The organism is Herbidospora sakaeratensis (assembly GCF_001570525.1).
Lineage (GTDB): Bacteria > Actinomycetota > Actinomycetes > Streptosporangiales > Streptosporangiaceae > Herbidospora > Herbidospora sakaeratensis.
In genome coordinates this window covers 271,930-292,417 of sequence record NZ_BBXC01000007.1, presented here as the reverse complement: position 1 = coordinate 292,417, position 20,488 = coordinate 271,930, and the positions used below count along the sequence as shown (strand labels likewise).

Below are 20,488 nucleotides of genomic sequence, written 5' to 3'. Positions count from 1 at the left end.
TCAGACTCGTGCGGGCGAAAGCCGGTCCACCAGCTCCGCCATGGTGTTGGCGGACCGGAAGTTGTCGATCTTCAACTCGTCGTTGGGGATGGTGACCTCGAACGTCTTCTCGATGAACATCACCAGCTCCATGGCGAACAGCGAGTTCACGAAGCCCAGGGCGAAGATGTCCTGGGTCTCGTCGATCTCCGCCTGCGGGTAGCGGGCGCGCACGAAGTCGAGGATCTGCTCTTTGGCGTTGCCGGACATGTCTGGCTCCTTAGTTGGCGTCGTAGGTGTAGAAACCGCGGCCCGACTTGCGGCCGTGCAGGCCCGCGTCGGTCATCTGCTTGAGCAGGGGGCAGGGGCGGTACTTGCTGTCGGCGTAGTGCTCGTAGAGCACCTCGACGCTGTAGAGGATGGTGTCGACGCCGATCAGGTCGGCCGTCTCCAGCGGGCCCATCGGGTGGCCGAAACAGCTCCGGAACACCTCGTCGACCGACTCGGCGGTGGCGACGCCCTCGTGGACGAGGAACGCGGCCTCGTTCACGGTCAGCATCAGGACGCGGTTGGAGACGAAGCCGCAGGCGTCCTTGACGTCGATGGCCTTCTTGCCCATCGCCGACAGCAGGTCGCGGACCCGCTCGACGGTCTCGGCGGTGGTGTGGAAGCCGGGGATCAGCTCGCACGCCGGCTTGGCCGGGACCGGGTTCATGAAGTGCACCCCGACCACCTTGTCGGGGCGGCCGGTGACGGCGGCGACCTTGGTGATCGGGATCGCGGAGGTGTTGACGACGAAGACGGTGTCCGGCCCGCAGGCCGCGTCCATCGTCTCGTAGACCGCCCGCTTGACGTCCCAGTTCTCCGTCACGTTCTCGATGACGACGTCGCACTTGGCGACCGCCTCGGCGCCCACCGCGGTGGTGATCCGCGACAGCACGTCGTCGGGGTCCAGGGCCGGGCCGCCCATCAGGCGGCTCATCCTGGCGTTGCGCCAGATGGTGGCGCGGGCCGCGGCGAGGATCTCCTCGTCCTTGTCCACCAGGACCACGTCGTGGCCGGTCTGGGCCAGGTTCTGGGCCACGCCGACGCCCATCACGCCGGCGCCCACCACACCGATAAGTGTCATGACCTCTCCGTTTCTCTGGTTGTGCTGCTGACGGCTCATCGGCGCCGGCGGGACGCCGACGCTTCCAGGCCCGAGCGGCGGAGCTGGGCGCGCACATGGCTGCCCCCGTTCTCGGCCGCCGGTACGGGTCCCGAGACGAGGTCCTCGATGGTCGCGGCGAGCGCGGCCACGGTCGGCGCCTCGTACAAGATGTGCGGGGGGAGCTCGGCGAGGGCGAACTCACGGCGCAGGGCGGCCACGATGGTGACGCCCAGCAGCGAGTTGCCGCCCAGTTCGAAGAAGTTGTCGAGCACGCCGATCTGGTCGAGGCGCAGCGCGTCGCCCCAGATGGCCGCGATGGCCTCCTCCTTCGGCCCGGACGGCTCCTGGTAGGGCGTGAGCAGCTCGGGCCGGGGATGCCGGTCCCCGGCGACGCCGGCCACGGCGGGCGCGGTCACCGCCTCCAGGTTGAACAGCGCGCTGCCGGAGACGACGGTCTCGAAGTCCTGGGTGGAGACGATCACCCGGGGTTCGCCGCTGGCCAGGGCGCGCAGCAGCGAGCGGTAGCCCTCCTCGAAGCCGATGCCGACCCTGGCCCGGTTCTCCTTGAAGAAGGTCTGCAGACCCTCGTCGTAGCCGGCCAGGCCGGCCTCCCAGGCGTTCCAGGTCCACTCGCCCCAGTCGATCGAGACGACCCTGCGGCCGGTCGCGGCCAGCCGCAGCGCGTAGCCGTCCAGGTAGGCGTTGGCGGCGCAGTAGTCGACCTGGCCGGGGCCGCCGCCGGTGGCGGAGGTGATGGAGGAGAACAGCGCCAGGAAGTCCAGCTCGGTCTCGCCGGGCTCGCCGATGCGGAGCGCCTCGGCCAGCGCCAGCGTGCCGGCGATCTTGGGGGCGAGCACGGCGTCCAGTTCCGTGGGCCGCTTGAACTGCATCAGGCCCATGGCCGGGAGGCCGGCCGCGTGCAGGACGCCGTGGAGCGCGCCGAACCGCTCGATCGCGGTGTCCACCGCCCGCCGCACGGCGGCCGGGTCGGACACGTCGCCGACCACGATCTCGACCTCGCCGCCGAGGTCGCGGACGGCCTGGACCCGCCGGGCGGCCTCGTCCCGGCCAGGCAGGCCGGAACGGGCGAGCAGGACGAGCCTGGCCTTGACGTCGCGGGCCATGCGTTCGGCCAGGCCGAGCGCGATGCCGCCGAGGCCGCCGGTGATCAGGTAGACGCCGCCGTCGCGCAGCGGAGCGGCTTCCGGGGTGGCCATGGTCTCGTAGCCGGGGAGGTGGCGGCGGCCCCGGCGCAGCGCCACGATCCGGTCGGTCTGCGGGCGGGCCAGCTCGGCGACCAGCCCGGCGGGGGTGTCGACGTCGATGAACCGGGTGGTCACCCTCGGGTACTCCAGGGGGATCACCAGCGCCGGGCCGAGCAACGTCGAGCCGTCGGGGTCGCGGACCTCGCCGGGGAGCACCTCCTGGGTGCCGGAGACCGCGACGTCCAGCGACCAGCGGTCGACGCCCGAGTCGCCCGCCGCCCTGGCCAGGGCGACCAGGGTGTGCAGGCCGTACTCGGCGGTGTCGTCACCGGGCTCCAGGCTCCACAGGTGCACGACCCGGTCGAGGCCCCGGCCGGCGGCGCGCAGGTCGCGCAGCAGGGCGAGCGCGTCGGCCACGTTTCCCGGGCGGATCGTGTAACCGGCTCCGGTGGCGGCGTAGCCCTCGCCGGGGCGGACCGTGGTGACGGTCGCGCCGGTCGCGGCGAGTTCGGCGGTCACGTCGTCGGCCGCCCCCTCACGGGTGAGGACGAGCCACGAGCCGGGCCGCTCCAGGCTGGGCGCGGGGGCCGCGGTCTGCCGCCAGACCGGCAGGTGGAGCCACTGTTCCTCGGGCAGCTTGGGCAGGCTGGTGATCGCGTCGAAGATGGTCCCGGCGTCCACGGCCGTCGGCTTCGCCGGTCCGGCCGGGCTCGTCGAAACGCCCGGCGTGCCCTCGATCCAGTGGCGGCGGCGCTGGAACGGGTAGGTCGGCAGCGGGATCCGGCCCGGCAGGCCGGCGGTCGCGGCCTCGGGCAGCCGCCCGTGGTAGGCGTTCCAGTCCAGCTCCGCGCCGACCAGCCAGAGGCGGGCCAGGCACCCGGCCAGCACCTCGTCGTCCGGGCGCGGGTCGCTCGCGCCGGGCAGCGCGTGCAGGATCAGCGGCCACCGCCGCGGCGGGCAGCCCGCGCCGCGGACCAGCGCGCCGAGCGACTGGCCGGGCCCGATCTCGACCACGGCCAGCTCGGGGTCGGCCAGCAGCGTCTCGACGCCCGCCCCGAAACGCACCGTCCCGCACATGTGCTCGGCCCAGTACCCCGGGTCGCAGACCAGGTCGGCGTGGGCGAGTTCGCCCGTCAGGTTGGAGATGTACGGGAGCTCCGGCGGGTTCAGCCGGATGTTGGCCTTCACCCAGTCGGTCAGCTCGCCGCCGACCGGCCGGAGCATGCGGGAGTGGAACGCGTGCGTGGTGTCCAGCGCCCGGCACGGGATCTCGGCCCGGCGCAGCTCGGCGACGAGCCGCTCCATCTCGTCCGACGGTCCGGCCACGACCGAGACCTGCGGGCCGTTGACGGCGGCGAGGTCAAGGCCGCGCCGCTCCAGCCGGAACTTGCGGCGCACGTCCTCGGCCGCCATCGAGACGGCCACCATCGACCCGGCGGGCAACGTGGAGATGAGTTCGGCCCGGTACGCCACCAGGGCGAGCGCGTCCGGCAGCGAGAGCACCCCCGCCAGGCAGGCCGCGACGTACTCGCCGAGGCTGTAGCCGAGCATCAGCCGGGGCTGCACGCCCCAGGCCGTCAGGGTGCGGGCCAGGGCGTACTCGACGGCGAACAGGGCCGGCTGGGCGATCTCGGTGCGCTTCAGCGTGCCGGCCCGGTCGTCGCCGGTCTGCTCGGCCCGGCCCAGCAGGACGGCCAGGTCGGCGCCCGCGCCGCGCCCGCCGGCGACCAGGCCGGGCAGGTCGACGCCGTCGAGCGGCCCGCGCAGGATCTCCAGGCACTCGTCCAGGGCCGCGCGGAAAGCGGGTTCGCGCCGGTAGATCTCGGTGACCAGGCCCGGGTACTGCTCGCCGACGCCCGCGAACAGGAACGCCGTCTGGCGGCCCTGCACGGTGTCGACCCGGGAGAGCAGCCCGTCACCGGTGAGGACGCGGGCGGCCTCGGAGGTGGTGGTGGCGACGGCGACCTTGCGGTGCTCGAACGTCTTGCGGCCCACCTGGAGCGTGTACGCGGCGTCCGCGAGGCGGGTGCCGGGAGCGGCCGCCAGGTGGTCGCCGAGCCGCCGGGCGGCCTCCTCGGCGGCGACGGCGTTGCGGGCCGAGACCGGGAGGATCTGGTGGCGGCGGCCCTTCTCGTCCTCGACGCTCGCGGGCCGCGCCGGGGCCTCCTCGATGACCATGTGGACGTTGGTGCCGCCCATCCCGAGCGAGTTGAGCCCGGCGATCCTCGGCCGGCCGGCGCGGGTCCGCCACGGGGAGAGCTCGGCGTTCACGTAGAAGGGGCTGTTGTCGAAGTCGATCTCGGGGTTGGGGGCCGTGTAGTGCAGGCTCGCCGGGATGACCTGGTTGGTCAGCGCGTACGAGGTCTTGATCAGGCCGCTCGCGCCGGCCGCGCGGTCGAGGTGGCCGACGTTGGTCTTGACCGAGCCGATCGGGCAGTACCCCGCCTCCTCGGTCGGGCCGAACGCGCGGGTCAGCGCGGCCACCTCGATCGGGTCGCCGAGTTCGGTGGCGGTGCCGTGCGCCTCGACGTAGCTGATGTCCTCACCGGTGACCCCGGCGTCGGCCATCGCGTCGGCGATCACCCGGGCCTGGCCGACCACGCTGGGCGCGGTGTAGCCGACCTTGAGCGCGCCGTCGTTGTTCATCGCGGAGCCGCGGATGACGGCCCAGACGTGGTCGCCGTCCCTGATCGCGTCCGAGAGGCGCTTGAGCAGGACCACGGCGGCCCCGTCGCCGAACATGCTGCCCCTGGCCTGCGCGTCGAAGGTGCGCACGTGGCCGTCGGGCGACTCCATGCCGCCGGGGCCGAAGACGTGGCCGACCTTGTCCGGGACGCGGATCGAGACGCCCCCGGCCAGGGCCATCTCGCACTCCCCCGCGCGCAGGCTCTGCACGGCGAGGTGGGTGGCGACCAGTGAGGTGGAGCAGAAGGTCTGCACGGCGACGCTCGGGCCGTGCAGGTCGAACAGGTAGGAGACGGTGGTGGTGAGGGCGTCCTTGTCGTTGCCCATGATGATCTCGTAGTGGCTGACGTCCTCGTCCTCGCGCAGCAGGCGCTCCCCCATCTGGAGGAGGTAGGTGCTGATGTTGGCGCCGCCGTAGACGCCGACCCGGCCGCGGTGCTCGGGGGCGCCGTAGCCCGCGTGCTCCAGGGCCTCCCAGCAGACTTCGAGGAACAATCGCTGCTGCGGGTCGGTGAGGGCGGCCATGCGGGGGCTGAGGCCGAAGAACTGGGCGTCGAAGCCGGCGACGTCGTCCAGGATCGGGCGGGCGGGCACGTACGCCGGGTCGTGGACGAGGGCCTCGTCGACGCCGGCGGCCTTGAGCTCCTCCGGGGTGAAGAAGCTGATCGACTCGACGCCGTCGCGCAGGTTGCGCCAGAAGGCGTCCACGTCGCCGGCGCCGGGGAACCGGCCGGCCATGCCGACGATGGCGATCCGCCGGTCGTCGTCGCTCCGGGTCGCCACAACAGGGGCGGCGGGCTTGGCCGGTTTGACCGGAGAGGCCGTGACGCCGCGTTCGTCCAGGATGGCCGCCAGCCGGTGGACCGTCGGGGCCTCGAAGAGCAGCACCGTCGGGACGGCGACGCCGAACCGCTTCTTGACCAGTGCCAGCATCTGGAGCGCGACCAGCGAGTTCCCGCCGAGGTCGAAGAAGTTGTCGCGGGTGCCGACGGGCTCGACGCCCAGCACCTCCGACCACAACTCGGCCAGCGCGCGTTCGGTGCCGGTCAGCGGCGGGCTGTAGGGCTGCGGCAGCTCGGGGCGGGGGAAGCGCTCGGCGGCGTGCGCCGGTCCGGTCTCGGCGGCGACCGCCGGCAGCCGGTCGGCCAGGCCGCCCGCGGCCACCACGACGGCGGGCCGCCCGGTCGCGATCACCCGGTCGAGCGCCGCCAGGGACTCGGCGGCGGTCATCGAGTGGGCGGCCATGGTCGCGCCCATCCCGCCTTCGAGGCGCTCCAGCGTGACCGACCAGGTGTCCCAGCTCGCGGCCGTCCATCCCGGCCGCCGGGCCAGGGCGGTGAGCGCGGCGTTGGCGGCCGAGTAGCTGCCGAACGCGATGCCGCCCAGGATCGCGGAGGTGGACGAGAACAACACACAGAAGTCGGGCTCCTGGTCCGCCAGCACCTCGGCCAGGACGCGGGCGCCGGTGACCTTCGCGCCGAAGTGGCGGGCGACGGCGGCCTCGGTGACGTCGCGGAGCGGGAGGAACGTGTCGGGACCCGTCTCGGCGGCGGCGTGCACCACCCCGTCGACCCGGCCGACATCCGCGAGCATCGTGCGCATCGCGGCGGCGTCGGTGACGTCCACGCGGGGGGTGAGCACCTCCGCGCCGAGAGCGCGCAGCCGCTCGGCGGCGTCGCCGCGCGGTCCGCTCCGGCTGGTCAGGACCAGCCGGCCCGCGCCGGCCCGGATCAGGTGCTCCCCGACGAGCAGACCGACGTCGCCCAGGCCGCCGGTGATCAGGTAGGTGCCGCCGGGGCGCACCCCCGGGCGGGGCGCGGCCGCGGCGGCCGGGACGAACTCCCGCACGTGGCGGCGGCCGTTCCGGTAGGCGACGAGGACGTCGGCCGACGCGCGCCGCAGTTCGGCGGCCAGGGCGTCGGCGTGACCGGCGGCGGCCGCGCGCGGGTCCAGGTCGACGCCGCGGCAGTCGAGGGCGAGGTACTCCTGGTTGCCGATGACCGGCAACGTCGCGGCGGCCGCCTGGGCCGGGTCGGCGTGCTCCCCCGGCGCGACCGCCTGGCCGCCCAGGGTGGCGACGACGACCCGGGTGTTGTCGCCTCCCTCGTCGCCGAAGGCGTCCATGAGCCGGGCGAGCGGCACGACGGCGCGGCCGTCCGGGCCGTCAGCCGGGTCGAGGAGGCGCAGGTCGGCCACCACGACGGGGCCGCCCTCGGCCAGCCGCCGGGCGAGCGCGACGTGGTCGGCGGCCGAGGCGGGGTCGACGGTGAAGCCGCCGGGGATCTCGGCGAACACGTCCCCCGCCCGGACGGTCACCACCTCGCCGCCGTCGGCGCGCAGCGACCGGGCCAGCGCCTCGGCGACCCCCGTGCCGTCGGCGAACAGGACGAAGGGGCCGGTGGTGTGCGTCTCGGCGGGCAGCGGCTCGGCGGCCCAGCGCGACTCCAGCAGCTCGACGTGCTCATGGCCGGGGTCGGCGGCCAGGCGCGGCGCCTCGGCGGGACGCCCGGCCGGGGCGTCGATCCAGTAGCGCTCCCGCTGGAACGGGTAGGTGGGCAGGCCGACCTTGGCGGCCGGCCGGTCCTGCTGGTAGCCGGCCCAGTCGATCGGGGCGCCGGCCAGCCAGAGCCGCCCGACGGCCTCGGCGAGCACGGCCCCGGCCGGGCGCGGGTCGGCGGCGGCCGGGAGGGTGGAGACGACCAGCGGCCAGCGGTCGCGCGGGCAGTCGCGGTGCGCCCGGACCATCGCGCCCAGCGACTGACCGGGGCCCAGCTCCAGCAGGGCGTGGTCGCCCTGCGCCAGCAGCGTGGCCAGCACGGCGTCGAACCTGACGGGCGCGCACATGTGCTCGGCCCAGTAGCCGGGGTCGGTGGCCTGCGCGTCGGTGATCAGCGCGCCGGTGACGTTCGACACGTACGGGATGCGCGGCGCGGCGAGCTCGACGTTGGCGGCGATCCAGTCGGTCAGCCGGGCCCGGACCGGCTCCATCATCCGGGAGTGGAAGGCGTGCCCGGTGGCCAGCGGGCGGCACGGGATCCCGTCGGCCGCCAGCAGCGCCCGGGCCTGCTCCATGGCGGCGGGCTCGCCCGCGAGCACGGTCAGGTCGGGGCCGTTCTCCGCGGCCACGTCGAGCCCGGTGATCCCGGCGCGCGTGATCCGGGCGGCCAGGTCGGCCGCGCCGAGCGGGACCGCGCTCATCACGCCCTCGGGCAGCGTGTCGATCAGCGTGGCCCGGTGGGCAACCAGCGCGAGCGCGTCCGGCAGCGAGAGCACCCCGGCCAGGCAGGCGGCGACGTACTCGCCGAGGCTGTACCCGGCCAGCACGGCCGGGGTGACGCCCCAGCCGATGAGGGTGGTGGCCAGGGCGTACTCGACGGAGAAGAGCGCGGGGTGCAGCAGCGCGGTCGGCATCGCGCCGGAGGCGGGGGCGTCGCGGCCGAGCAGGGCGCTCAGGCCGCCGCCCGAACGGGTGTCGCGGGGGCGGAGCATCTCCTCCAGCGGGTCGGCGCCGTCCATGTGATCGCGCAGAATCGCGCGGCACTCGTCCAGAGCGGCCCGGAACGCGGGTTCGGCGGCGTAGAGGTCCTCGGCCAGGCCCGGGTACTGCTCGCCGGTGCCCGGGATCAGGAAGCCGACCGGGCGGTCGGCGCGGCTCTCCGCGCGGCCCAGCACCCCGGCGTCGCGCATCCCGGCGGCGGCCTCCTCCGCCGTGGCGGCGACCAGGAACCGGCGGTGCTCGAAGACGCGGCGGCCGACCCGCAGGGTGTGGGCGACGTCGCCGAGCCGCAGGTCCGGGGTGTCGGCGAGGTGGCCGGCGAGACCGGCGGTCAGCTCGTCGGCGGCCTTGGCCGAGCGGGCCGACCAGACGAGCAGTTGCGGCCCGGACGGGCCCGCCGGCCGCGTGAGCGGCGGGGCCTCCTCCAGCACGACGTGCGCGTTGGTGCCGCCGATGCCGAAGGCGCTGACGCCGGCCCGCCGGGTCCGGCCGGTCCCGCGCGGCCACGCGCGCAGGTCGGTGACCACGTCGAGCCGGGCCTCGCCCGCGCCGAGCTGGGCGTTGGGCGTGGTCAGGTTGCGGGTGGGCGGGATCTCGCCGTGCCGGAGCGCGAGCGCCGCCTTGATCAGGTTGGTCACGCCGGCGGCCCGGTCGAGGTGGCCGACGTTGGGCTTGACCGAGCCGATCAGCAGGTTCCGGCCCTGGAACACCTGCTGCAGCGCGGCCAGTTCGGCGGCGTCGCCGAGCGCGGTGCCGGTGCCGTGCGCCTCCACGTAGTCGATGTCGGCCGGGGCCAGACCGGCGGCGGCGAGCGCCTCGGCCATCACGGCCGCCTGGCCCTGCACGCCGGGCGCGGTGAAGCCGACCTTGCGACCGGCGTCGTTGTTGACCGCCCAGCCCCGGATGACGGCGTAGATCTGGTCGCCGTCGGCGAGCGCGTCCTCCAGGCGGCGCAGCGCGACCACGCCGACGCCGCTGCCGAGCGGCGCGCCGAGGCCACCCGCGTCGAAGGCGCGGCACTCGCCGTCGGGCGGGGCGATGCCGCCCTGCTGGTAGAGGTAGCCGACCCGCTGCGGCACGCCGACCGCCACGCCGCCGGCCAGCGCGAGGTCGCTCTCGAAGGCGGCCAGGCTGCTGGCGGCGGCGCAGATCGCGACCAGCGACGTGGAGCAGTAGCTCTGCACCGCGTAGCTGGGACCCGACAGGCCGAGGGTGTGCGAGACCCGGGTGGTGAGGGAGTCCTTGTCGTTGGCCAGGCCCACCGCGAGCTCGCCCATGACGGCGCTGATCTCGCTGGGCACCAGGTTGTTCTGCAGGTAGGAACTCCAGGCCGAGCCGCCGAAGACGCCGATCGCGCCGTCGAACCGGGTGGGGTCGCAACCCGCGTCCTCCAGCGCCTCCCAGCTGTGCTCAAGGAAGAGCCGGTGCTGCGGGTCGAGGATCTGCGCCTCCTTCGGGCTGAACCCGAAGAAGCCCGCGTCGAACAGCTCCACGCCGTCGATCACGGCCCCGGCCTTCACGTAACCGGGGTCGGCGAGCAGGTCCTCGGGCACGCCGGCGGCCCGCAGCTCCTCGTCGGTGAAGCGGGTCACTCCGGATCGGCCGGCCCGGATGGCGGCCCACAACTCGGCCACCCCGGACGCGCCGGGGAACCGGCCGGACATCCCGACGATGGCGATGTCCGTGCCCTCGCCGTCAACCACGTCGTCAACCACGTCGTCAGCTCTCATGTCGGGCGTCCTCACTTCCGCGTCCCCGAGCGGGCGCGGCGACGCCGCGACCCCCGCGCCGAGCTGGTGTCCAGAGCCTGGCGGGCGCCCTCTGCGGCGTCTCCGGCCACCGCCGCGGCGAACTCCGCGACGGTCGGGTGTTCGAACAACACGGCGGGCGCGATCGGCACGCCGAGCTCCTTCTCGATGGCGAGCACCATGGCCATCCCGACCAGGGAGTTGCCGCCGAGGTCGAAGAACGGGTCGTGCACGCCGACCCGGTCGATGCCGAGGTAGGCGCCCCACACCTCGGCGATGGCGGTCTCCGCCTCGGTCCGGGGGGCCGCGTAGTCGGTGCGCAGCTCGGGGCGCGGGAAACGCTCGCTGAGCGAGACGGCCGTGGTCGCGCCGACCAGCGCGTCGAGGTCGACCATCGCCGACCAGTCGCGCAGCACCTCGCGGAGCGGCTGGCGGACCGCCAGCACGCTGCCGTGCCCACCTGCCACGATCCGGTCCAGCAGGGCGCAGCCGGCGTCGTCGGCGAAGCCGTAGCGCTCGCGGTAGGCGCGCACGCGCTCGGCCAGGCCGGTGGCGGACTTGAGGCTTTCGGCCTGCCAGTCGTCGTGCTGCCACGGGCCCCAGGCGATCGACACGACCCTGGTCGAGGGGGCCGAGGCGGCGAGCGCCTCGCCGTAGGCGTCCAGGACGGTGTTGGCGGCGCAGTAGTCGCTCTCGCCGATGCCGCCGAACGCGGTGACGGCCGAGGAGTACAGCACGAGGAGTTCGGGCCGCCGGTCGGCGGGGGTCTGCGGGCCGACCAGTTCGGCCAGCGGGCCCATCGCGAGCACCTTGGGGGCGAGCACCGCTCCGGCGTCCGCGAGCGCCCGGCGCTGCGCCATCCCCCCGGCGGGCAACCCGGCGGCGTGGATCACGCCGGTGAGCGTGCCGAAGTGGTCGCGGCAGCGCTCCAGCGCGGCCCGCAGCTCGGCGGGCACGCCGACGTCGGCGGTGAGCAGCAGCACCTCGGCCCCGGCGGCCTCCAGCTCGGCGACGTCCCGCAGGCTGCGCCCGGCCTTGGAGCCGGGGTCGACACCAGGGTCGCGGGAGAGCGCGGTCCGGCCGACCAGCGCGAGCCGGCGCACCCCGGCCTTCACCAGGTGCCGGGCCAGGGCCATGCCCAGGCCGCGGGCGCCGCCGGTGATCAGGTAGACGCCGTCCTCCCGCCACGGCTTCGGCGGGTCGGGGACCGCGGGCACCTCGGCCCAGCCGCGCAGCCAGCGCCGGTCGCGCCGCCAGCCGGACACCCGGTCGTGCCCGGTGTCGTCGCGGTCGGCGTCCAGCAGCAGTTCCCAGCCGATCTGACCGGCCTCGGCGTCGACGTCCGTCGCGGCGGGGTCGAGGTCGACGCCGGTCCAGTCGAGGCCCGCGTACTCGTGCCGGATCGCGCGGCCCAGACCGTGGGTCACGGCCCGGTAGGGGGCCGTCGCGTCCGCGCCGAGGATCTCGGTGGCTCCCCGGGTGACGGTCAGCAGCCGTACCTCCCGGTCGCCGAGGGCCTGGACGGCGAGCAGCAGGCTGTCGAAGCCGTGTTCGACGGCGGTGCGCGGGTCGTCGGCGAGGAGGCTCCACAGGTGGGCCACCCGGAGCGGGCCGTCACCATCGAAGAGAGCGAACACCTCCGCGTAGTGGCCGGGGTCGCGGGGGTCGATGGTCAGGCGACGGCCCTCGCGGCGCAACTCGGTCCCGGCGACCACCTCGACGACCCGGGTGCCCGATGCGGCGGCGCGGTCGGCGAGCGCCGCGCCGACGCCGCCGGAGTCGGCGAACACGATCAGCGGTCCGTCGAGCCGCAGGCCGGCGGGCACGGCCCGGCGCGCCGGGTCCCGCTGCCAGGTGGGCGCGAAGCACAGGTCCGCCGGTTCGGCCGGCCGGGCCGGCGGCGCCGGCGCGCTGCCGCCCTCGACGATCTCGGGCCAGTAGCGGGTGCGCTGGAACGGGTAGGCCGGCAGGCTGACGACGCGGCCCGGTCCCGGCTGGACGTGCTCCCAGGTCACGCCCGCGCCGCGTTCCCACAACCGGGAACAGGCGTCGAGGAGTTCGACCCGGGCGTCGCGGGGTTCTCCGCCGGTCCAGGAGGCCGGCAGGGTGCCGAGGACGGCGGTCCCGGAGCCGCCCGCGAGGTTCTGCCGGACCAGGCCGCCGAGCGTCTGCCCCGCGCCGAGTTCGACGAACACGTCGACGTCCTGCTCGACGCAGTGCCGGACCGCGTCGGCGAACCTGACCGTGCTGACGAGCTGGTCGGCCCAGTAGGCGCTACTGGTGGCCTGTTCGGCGGTCATCGGCAGGCCGGTGAGGTTGGCCAGGATCGTGGTGGACGGGGCCTGCCGGGGCACCGACTCGATCAGCGCGGCCAGTTTCTCCCGCGCGGGTTCGAGCAGCGACGAGTGGAAGGCGTGCGCGGAGCGCAGCGGGCGGCAGGCGACGCCCTCGGCGAGCAGCCGGTGGGTGACGGCGTCGATCTCGTCGGGCGTGCCGCTGAGGACGGTCATCGACGGGCCGTTCAGCGCGGCGATGCCGGTCCCGGCCCCGAGGGCGCGGATCCGCTCCTCGCCGGCCGCGACCGCGACCATCTTCCCGGCCGGGATGGCAGCGATCAGGCGGGCGCGTTCGGTGACGACGCGCAGCGCGTCCTCCAGGGTGAACACCCCCGCCAGGGTGGCGGCGACGTATTCGCCGAGGCTGTAGCCGAGCAGGACGTCCGGGCGCACGCCCCGGTGCGCGAGCAGCTGGGCCAGCGCGTACTCGACGGTGAACAGGAACGGGTGGGCGACCTCGGCGTGCGCCAGCCGCTCGTCGGCGCCCTCGCCAAAAGACGTGGCGGCCGGCGCGCGGCCGAGCAGGGCGGCCAGGTCGCCGGTGGGCGCGGCGGGCCGCTCGGCCGCGTCTTCTGCCGCGTCTTCTGCCGGGTCTTTCGCCGGGTCTTTCGCCGGGGCTTTCGGTAGGTCTTTCGGTGGGTCGAACAGCGGGCGCAGGTCGACGCTCTCGACGAGTTCGACGCAGCGGTCGACCGCTTCGGCGTAGACGGGTTCGGACCGGTAGAGCTCCCGGCCGAGGCCGGCGTACTGGTCGCCGACGCCGGGGAGGAGGAAGGCGACGCGCGGCCGTCCCTTGACGCGGGCGGCGGCCCCCGACGCGGCGGCGTTCCGCAGCGAGCGCACGGCCCCGGCCACGTCGTCGCAGACCAGGACACGGCGGTGGTCGTGCTCGGCGCGGCCGACCCGCAGCGTGTGCGCGACGTCGGCCAGGTCGGCGTCGGGGTGGTCCTCCAGCCAGGAGGCGAGGCGGGCCGCGTGGGCGCGGAACGCCGCGTCCCCGGCGGCCGAGAGCGGCAGCGCGTGCGGCCCTTCGGCGACCTCCGTCGCGGGTTCGGGCGGTGGCGCCGATTCGAGCACCAGGTGGGCGTTGGTGCCCGACAGGCCGAACGAGCTGACGCCGACCAGGCGCGGCGTGCCCTCGCCGGGCAGCGGCACCGCGTCGACGGCCGGCTCGATCGAGCCGTCGGCGGGCACGGCCGGGGACGGCCGGGTCAAGTTGAGGGTCTGCGGGATGAGCCGGTTCTCCAGGATCAAGACCGACTTGATCAGCCCGGCGACGCCGGCGGCGGCCTGGGTGTGGCCGATGTTGGTCTTGACCGCGCCGACCCGCAGGGGCCGGTCGGCCGGCCGGCCGCCGAAGACGTCGTGCAGGGCGCCGAGCTCGATGGCGTCGCCGAGGTGGGTGCCGGAGCCGTGCGCCTCGACGTGGTCGATGTCGTCGGGCGACACCCCGGCGGCGGCCAGCGCGCTGGTGATCACCGCGACCTGGGCGCCGCGGCTGGGCGCGGTGAGGCCGTTGCTGCGGCCGTCCTGGTTGACGGCCGAGCCGCGCAGCACGGCGCGGATGCGGCGGCCGTTCGCGATCGCCTTGGAGAGCGGTTCGAGCACGACCAGCCCGGCGCCCTCCCCCATCACGTAGCCGTCGGCGCCCTCGTCGAAGGTCTTGCACCTGCCGTCCGGGCAGAGCATGCCGCCGGCGCAGGCCTGGATGAAGTTGGTGTGGTGGATGGTCAGCGACGCCCCGGCCGCGATGGCCAGGTCGCAGTCGCCGCGCCGCAGGCTCTCCGCGGCCAGGTGCACCGCGATCAGCGACGAGGAGCAGGCGGTGTCGACCGTGAGGGTCGGGCCCGACAGGTTGAACTGGTAGGCGATCCGCCCGGCGGCGACGCTGGCGGACGCCCCCGACGCCAGGTAGGGGTCGGCCAGCGCGTCCCGTCCCTGGCGGTCGAGCTGGAGACGGCCGTACTGGAGGGTGTCCATCAGGCCGATCATCACGGCGGTGCGGCTGCCCGCCACCCGGGCCGGGGAGGCGCCGGCGTCCTCCAGGCCCTCCCAGGTCAGTTCGAGCAGGAGCCGGTGGTGCGGGTCGACGCGGAGCGCCTCACGCGGGGACAGGCCGAAGAACTCGGCGTCCCACGTGGTGATCTCCGGCAGGAACGCGCCGTGCCGGGTGTACATGGCGGCCGGGGTGCGCGGGTCGGGGTCGTAGTAGTCGTCGATGTTCCAGCGCGAGGCCGGCACCTCCGAGACCCCGTTGCGGCCCTGCGACAACATGTCCCAGAACCCCTCGACCGTCTCTCCGCCGCCAGGGTAGCGGCACGCCATGCCGATGATCGCGATCGGTTCGTGGGTCCGGTCCTCGGCGGCGGCGAGCAGACGGCGCAGCTGGGTCAGTTCGACGGTCACACGCTTGAGGTAGGCGCGGAGTTTTTCCTCGTTCCCCATCTGTCGAGCCTTTCCAGTAGCGAGGGGGTGGTCGGGACGTGGTCAGAGTTCGTTGTCGATCAGCGCGAAGATCTCCTCGTCGGAGGCCGAGCCGATCTTCGCGACCACTTCGGTCGGAGCGGCCGGACCGGGCGCGAGCCGGGTCAGGCCGGTCTGGAGGATGGCGACGAGCTTGTTCCTGACCGCGTCGGCCTCGCCGTTGAGGGAGCCGAGCTCGGCCTCCACCCGCTCCAGCGCGCCCCGCAGCGTCTCCTCGGGCGAGGGCGCGGCGGGGGCGAGGTGCCGGAACAGGTAGCCGGTCAGCGCGGTGACGGTCGGGTGGTCGAAGACGAGCGTCGCGGGCAGCCGCAGGCCGGTCTCGGCGTTGAGCCGGTTGCGGAGTTCGACGGCGGTCAGGGAGTCGAAGCCGAGCTCGCTGAACGCCCGGTCGACGTCGATCCCGGCGGCGCTGCCGTGCGCGAGCACGGCGGCGACGTGGGCGCGGACGAGGTCGGTGAGCAGCCGCCTGGCCTCGGTCTCGGGCACGCCGGCCAGCCGTCCGCGCAGGTCGCCGCCGGCGGGCGCGGACGCGGCGCCGCCCGATGCGGCCTGCCGGCGCGGGGCGCGCACCAGGCCGAGCAGCATCGGCGGCAGGTCGCCCCGTTCGGCGCGGGCCTGGAGCCCGCCGGTGTCCCAGCCGGCGGCGACGACCAGCGGTTCGGCGCTGCCGAGGGCCGCGTCGAACAGGTCGAGACCGGCCTCGGCGGTGAGCGGGGAGACGCCGGAGCGGGCCATCCGGGCCACGTCGCCGTGGGTGAGCCCGCCGGTCATGCCGGTGCCGGCGTCCCACAGGCCCCAGGCGATCGACACGCCCGGCAGGCCGGCTTCGCGGCGGTGCGCGGCGAGGGCGTCCAGGAAGACGTTGGCGGCGGCGTAGTTGCCCTGCCCGGCGTTGCCGAGCGTGCCGGCCAGCGAGGAGAACAGCACGAAGGCCGACAGCGGGAGGTCGCGGGTGAGCTCGTGCAGGTGCCAGGCGGCGTCGGCCTTGGGCGCGAACACCGTGTGGAGGCGGTCGCCGGTCAGCTGCTCGACGGTCGCGTCGTCCAGGACGCCGGCGGTGTGCACGACGCCGGTCAGCGGCCGGTCGGGCGGGATCAGCGCGAGCGCGGCGGCCAGCGCGTCGCGGTCGGCGACGTCGGCCGCGACGACCGTGACCCGCGCGCCGAGCGCGCCCAGGTCTCCGGCCAGCTCGTCCGCGCCGGGCGCGTCCAGGCCGCGCCGGGAGACCAGCAGCAGGTCCCGCACGCCGTGGTGCTCCACCAGCCGCCGGGCGACCAGGCTGCCGAGGCCGCCGGTGCCGCCGGTGACCAGCACCGTGCCGTCGCCGAGGCCCGGCGTCGCGCCAGACTCGGTCGGTCCGGCGGTGCGGCGGGCGAGGCGGGGGGCCAGCAGCGCGCCCTCCACGGCCGCGAGCTGCCTCTCCCCCGCCGCGACCGCGCCGGCCACGGCGGGCCAGTCGGCGAACCCCTCTTCTGCGTCCAGGAGCACGAACCGGCCGGGATGCTCCGACATCGCGGTGCGGACCAGGCCGCGCACCGCCGCGCCGACCAGATCTCCGGGCCGGGTGACGAACACCAGGCGGGAGTCGGCGAAGCGCTCGTCGCCCGCCCACATCCGGATCAGGTCGAGCGCCCGAGCGCACTCCTCGCGCAGCGCGGCCGGCAGCCCGCTCGACGGGTCGGCGCCGACGGCGGCGACGACGAAACCGGGCACGTCCGCGGGCAACGGACCGGCGCCGAGGAAGACGAACACGTTCGCGTCTCCGGCCGGTGCGGCGACCTTCACCCAGTCCATCCCGTGGAGGACCGGGCCCCGCGCGCCGGACGTGCGCGCCGGGGCGGTCCGCACCCGCAGGTCGCCGATGGAGAACACCGGGCGGCCGGACGCGTCCGCCGCCTCGACGGTCGCGTCGTCGCCCGACGGGACCAGCCGGACCCGCAGCAGGGTCGCCCCCGCCGCGCGCAGGCCGACGCCCCGGAACGCGAACGGCAGGCGCGTGCCGCCGCCCGGCCCGGCGGCCAGCACCATCGGCTGGAAGGCCGCGTCCAGCACGGCGGGATGGATGCCGAAGCCGGTCACGTCCACGTCCGCGTCCACGGCGATCTCGGCGAACAGTTCGGCGCCCCGGGTCCACATGGCGCGCACGCCCTGGAAGGCCGGGCCGTACTCGTAGCCGAGGTCGGCCAGCCGCTCGTAGCCGCCCTCGATCGGGAACGGCTCGGCGTCGGCGGGCGGCCAGGAGGCCGCCCAGGCGGACGGGTCCGGCGCGGCCGGCGAGCCGGTGACGAGGAGGCCGGTCGCGTGCCGCGTCCAGGTCACGCCGGTGCGGGCGAAGACCGCGACGGTACGGCGGCCGTCGTCGCCGGGCGGGCCGACGATGACCTGCAGGGGGACGGCGTCGCCCTCGGAGAGGAACAGCGGCCCTTCGATGACCAGTTCCTCCAGGTGGTCGCAGCCCGCGAGCGCGCCGCCTTCGAGGGCCAGCTCGACGAAGGCCGCGCCGGGCAGCAGCACGCCGCCCTCGACGGCGTGGTCGGCCAGCCAGGGCGCGGTCGCCGCGCTCAGCTCCCCGGTGAGCAGGAAGCCGTCGTCGGCCGTCGGCACCACGGCGGTGAGCAGCGGGTGGCCGGAGACGTCGATCCCGGCGGGCGTGATCCCGGCCGGCCCGGCGGCCCCCAGCCAGTAGCGGCGGCGCTCGAAGGCGTAGGTCGGCAGGTCGACGTTGCGGTCGGGCCCGGGGGTGACGGCCGCGCTCCAGTCGACCTCCGCGCCGAGGACGTAGGCGTCGGCCAGCGCGGTCAGGAACCGGCGCCAGTCGCCCGCCCCCCGGCGCAGGGTCGCCGCGACGCCCGCCGGGATCCCGGCCGACTCGCAGATCTCGCGCAGGTCGTGGCCGAGGACCGGATGCGGGCTCGCCTCGATGAACAGCGGGGTGCCCTCGCCCGCGAAGGCGGTGACCGCCGACTCGATCAGGACCGGGTTGCGGAGGCTGTCGTACCAGTAGGCGGTGGTCAGCTCGGCCGTGTCGATGAAGGTGCCCCGGTGCGCGGAGCTGAACACGATGTCGGTGGCGCGGGGCGCGACCCCGTCGAGGGTGGCCAGCAGCTCCTCGCGGAGCGCCTCGACGTGCGGGGTGTGGGAGGCGTAGTCGACCACGATCCGGCGGATCTGGACGGTGTCGCCGTGGGCGGCGGTGAACGCGTCGAGCGCGTCCACGTCTCCGGCGACGACGCAGCCGGCGGGGCTGCTGTGCACCGCGATCCAGATCTGGTCGAGCCACGGCTCCAGCAGGTCGTGCACCCTCCCGGCGGGCAGCGACACGGCGAGCATGCCGCCGGTGCCGCTCAGCTTGACCAGGGCCCTGCTGCGCAGCGCGACGATCTTCGCGGCGTCCTCCAGGGAGAGCGCGCCCGCCACGCAGGCGGCGGCGATCTCGCCCTGGGAGTGGCCGACCACCGCCGCGGGCTCGACGCCGAGCGAGCGCCAGAGCGCCGCCAGGGAGACCATCACCGCGAACAGGACCGGCTGGATGACGTCGGTGCCCTCCAGCTGCGGCGCGCCCTCGTCGCCGCGCAGCACGCCGGTGACCGACCAGCCGGTGTGCACGCGCAGGGCCTTCTCGCAGCGCTGCATCTGCGCGCGGAACGCCTCGTTGGAGTCGAGCAGGTCGACCGCCATGCCGGCCCACTGGGAGCCCTGGCCGGGGAAGACGAAGACCGGCCGGGGGTCGGCGGGGGCGACCCCGGTCACGACCGCGGCGTGCGGGGCGCCGTCGGCGAGGGCGGTCAGCGCGTCGACCAGTTCGGCGCGGTCGGCCGCGACGACGACGGCGCGGTGGGCGAAGCCGGAGCGGCGGGCCAGGAGCCGGCCGGCCGCGAACAGGTCGGCTTCGGGTGCGCCACCGGCGAACCCGCCCAGCCGGGCGGCCTGGCCGCGCAGCGAGGCGGCGGACTTCGCGCAGAGCACCCAGACGAGGGGGCCGGGGGCCGGCGCCTCGGCCTCGGTCTCGGTCTCGGCGGCGGGCGCCTCCTCCAGGATGAGGTGCGCGTTGGTGCCGCTGATGCCGAAACTCGACACGGCCGTCCGCACCAACCGGTCGGCGGGCAGCGGGACGGGCTCGGTGAGCAGCCGCACCCCTCCCGACGACCAGTCGACGTGTGGCGTCGGTTCCGCCACGTGCAGGGTCACCGGCAGGGTCCGGTGCTCCATCGCCTTGATCATCTTGATCACGCCGGCCACGCCGGCGGCGGCCTGGGTGTGCCCGATGTTCGACTTCACCGAGCCGAGCCAGAGCGGCCGGTCGGCCGCCCGCTTGCGTCCGTAGGTGGCGAGCAGGGCCTGGGCCTCGATCGGGTCGCCGAGCCGGGTGCCGGTGCCGTGCGCCTCGACGGCGTCGACGTCGCGGGTGTCGAGCCGCGCGTCGGCCAGCGCCTGCCGCACGACCCGCTCCTGCGCCGGGCCGTTGGGCGCGGTCATGCCGTTGCTCGCGCCGTCCTGGTTGACGGCCGAGCCGCGCACCACCGCGAGGATCCTGCGGTTGTTGCGCCGTGCGTCCGACAGGCGCTCCAGCAGCAGGACGCCGACGCCCTCGGCCCAGGCCGCGCCGTCGGCGGTCGAGCTGAAGGACTTGCAGCGGCCGTCGGCGGAGATGGCCCGCTGCCGGGAGAACTCGATGAAGGGCTCCGCCGAGGCCATCACGGTCGCGCCCCCGGCGAGCGCGAGCTCGCACTCCCCCCGCCGCAGCGCCTGCACCGCCAGGTGGATCGCCACCAGCGAGGAGGAGCAGGCCGTGTCGACCGAGATCGACGGGCCTTCCAGCCCGAAGGTGTACGACACCCGCCCCGACAACACGCTCGACGCGCTGGAGGTGAACAGCGTGCCCTCGACCCCGGCCGGAACGGTGCCGATGAAACGGCCGGCGTAGTGCTCGTACATGTTGCCGACGTAGACGCCGGTGAGGCTGCCGCGCAGGGTGGCCGGGTCGATGCCGGCCCGCTCGATCGCCTCCCACGACGACTCCAGCACGAGCCGGTGCTGCGGGTCGGTGGCCAGCGCGGTCCGCGGGCTCATGCCGAAGAAGGCGGCGTCGAAGTCGGCCGCGTCGTACACGAAACCGCCGTGGCGGGTGTACGACTTGCCCACCGCCTCCGGGTCGGGGTCGTACAGGTCGGCGGCCCAGCCGCGGTCGGTGGGGAACTCGCCGATCGCGTCGACGCCGCCGGCCACCAGCTCCCACAAGTCCTCGGGGCTGGTGACCCCGCCGGGGTAGCGGCAGGCCATGCCGACGACCGCGATGGGCTCGTGCCGGCGTTCCTCCAGTTCCGCGAGGTGCTCGCGGGTGTCCTCCAGCTCGATGATCGCGCGCTTGAGGTAGTCGCGTAGCTTGTCCTCAGTACTCATCGATC

Annotated in this window: 5 protein-coding genes; all 5 read right to left on the bottom strand. The window is 75.1% G+C overall.

The annotated features are described in order from the left end of the window. The 5 genes from AW271_RS01295 to AW271_RS01275 are packed head-to-tail and all read right to left on the bottom strand — an operon-like array spanning window position 1 to window position 20,483. Window positions 1-249, bottom strand: a complete 249-nt coding sequence (locus tag AW271_RS01295) for an acyl carrier protein (protein ID WP_061297865.1) — start codon at window positions 247-249, stop codon at window positions 1-3. A 10-nt stretch (window positions 250-259) separates the two neighbouring features. Beyond that, on the bottom strand, window positions 260-1,108 hold the full coding sequence (locus tag AW271_RS01290; RefSeq protein ID WP_062330490.1) for a 3-hydroxyacyl-CoA dehydrogenase family protein: 849 nt from the start codon (window positions 1,106-1,108) through the stop codon (window positions 260-262). Between the two features lie 35 nt (window positions 1,109-1,143). Then, window positions 1,144-10,245 carry a type I polyketide synthase gene (locus AW271_RS01285; RefSeq protein WP_062330488.1) on the bottom strand — a complete coding sequence of 3,034 codons (9,102 nt, stop codon included), beginning with the start codon at window positions 10,243-10,245 and terminating at the stop codon, window positions 1,144-1,146. A gap of 11 nt (window positions 10,246-10,256) precedes the next feature. Beyond that, window positions 10,257-15,044 carry a type I polyketide synthase gene (locus AW271_RS01280; RefSeq protein ID WP_062330486.1) on the bottom strand — a complete coding sequence of 1,596 codons (4,788 nt, stop codon included), beginning with the start codon at window positions 15,042-15,044 and terminating at the stop codon, window positions 10,257-10,259. A 42-nt stretch (window positions 15,045-15,086) separates the two neighbouring features. After that, window positions 15,087-20,483: a type I polyketide synthase gene (locus tag AW271_RS01275; RefSeq protein WP_062330484.1), complete on the bottom strand. Its 5,397-nt coding sequence runs from the start codon at window positions 20,481-20,483 to the stop codon at window positions 15,087-15,089. Window positions 20,484-20,488 lie beyond the last annotated feature (5 nt).

Coding starts and splice junctions, on each gene's coding strand:
- AW271_RS01290 (WP_062330490.1), bottom strand. CDS start 1,108: ATGACACTTATCGGTGTGGTGGGCGCCGGCGTGATGGGCGTCGGCGTG.
- AW271_RS01280 (WP_062330486.1), bottom strand. CDS start 15,044: ATGGGGAACGAGGAAAAACTCCGCGCCTACCTCAAGCGTGTGACCGTC.
- AW271_RS01275 (WP_062330484.1), bottom strand. CDS start 20,483: ATGAGTACTGAGGACAAGCTACGCGACTACCTCAAGCGCGCGATCATC.
- AW271_RS01285 (WP_062330488.1), bottom strand. CDS start 10,245: ATGAGAGCTGACGACGTGGTTGACGACGTGGTTGACGGCGAGGGCACG.
- AW271_RS01295 (WP_061297865.1), bottom strand. CDS start 249: ATGTCCGGCAACGCCAAAGAGCAGATCCTCGACTTCGTGCGCGCCCGC.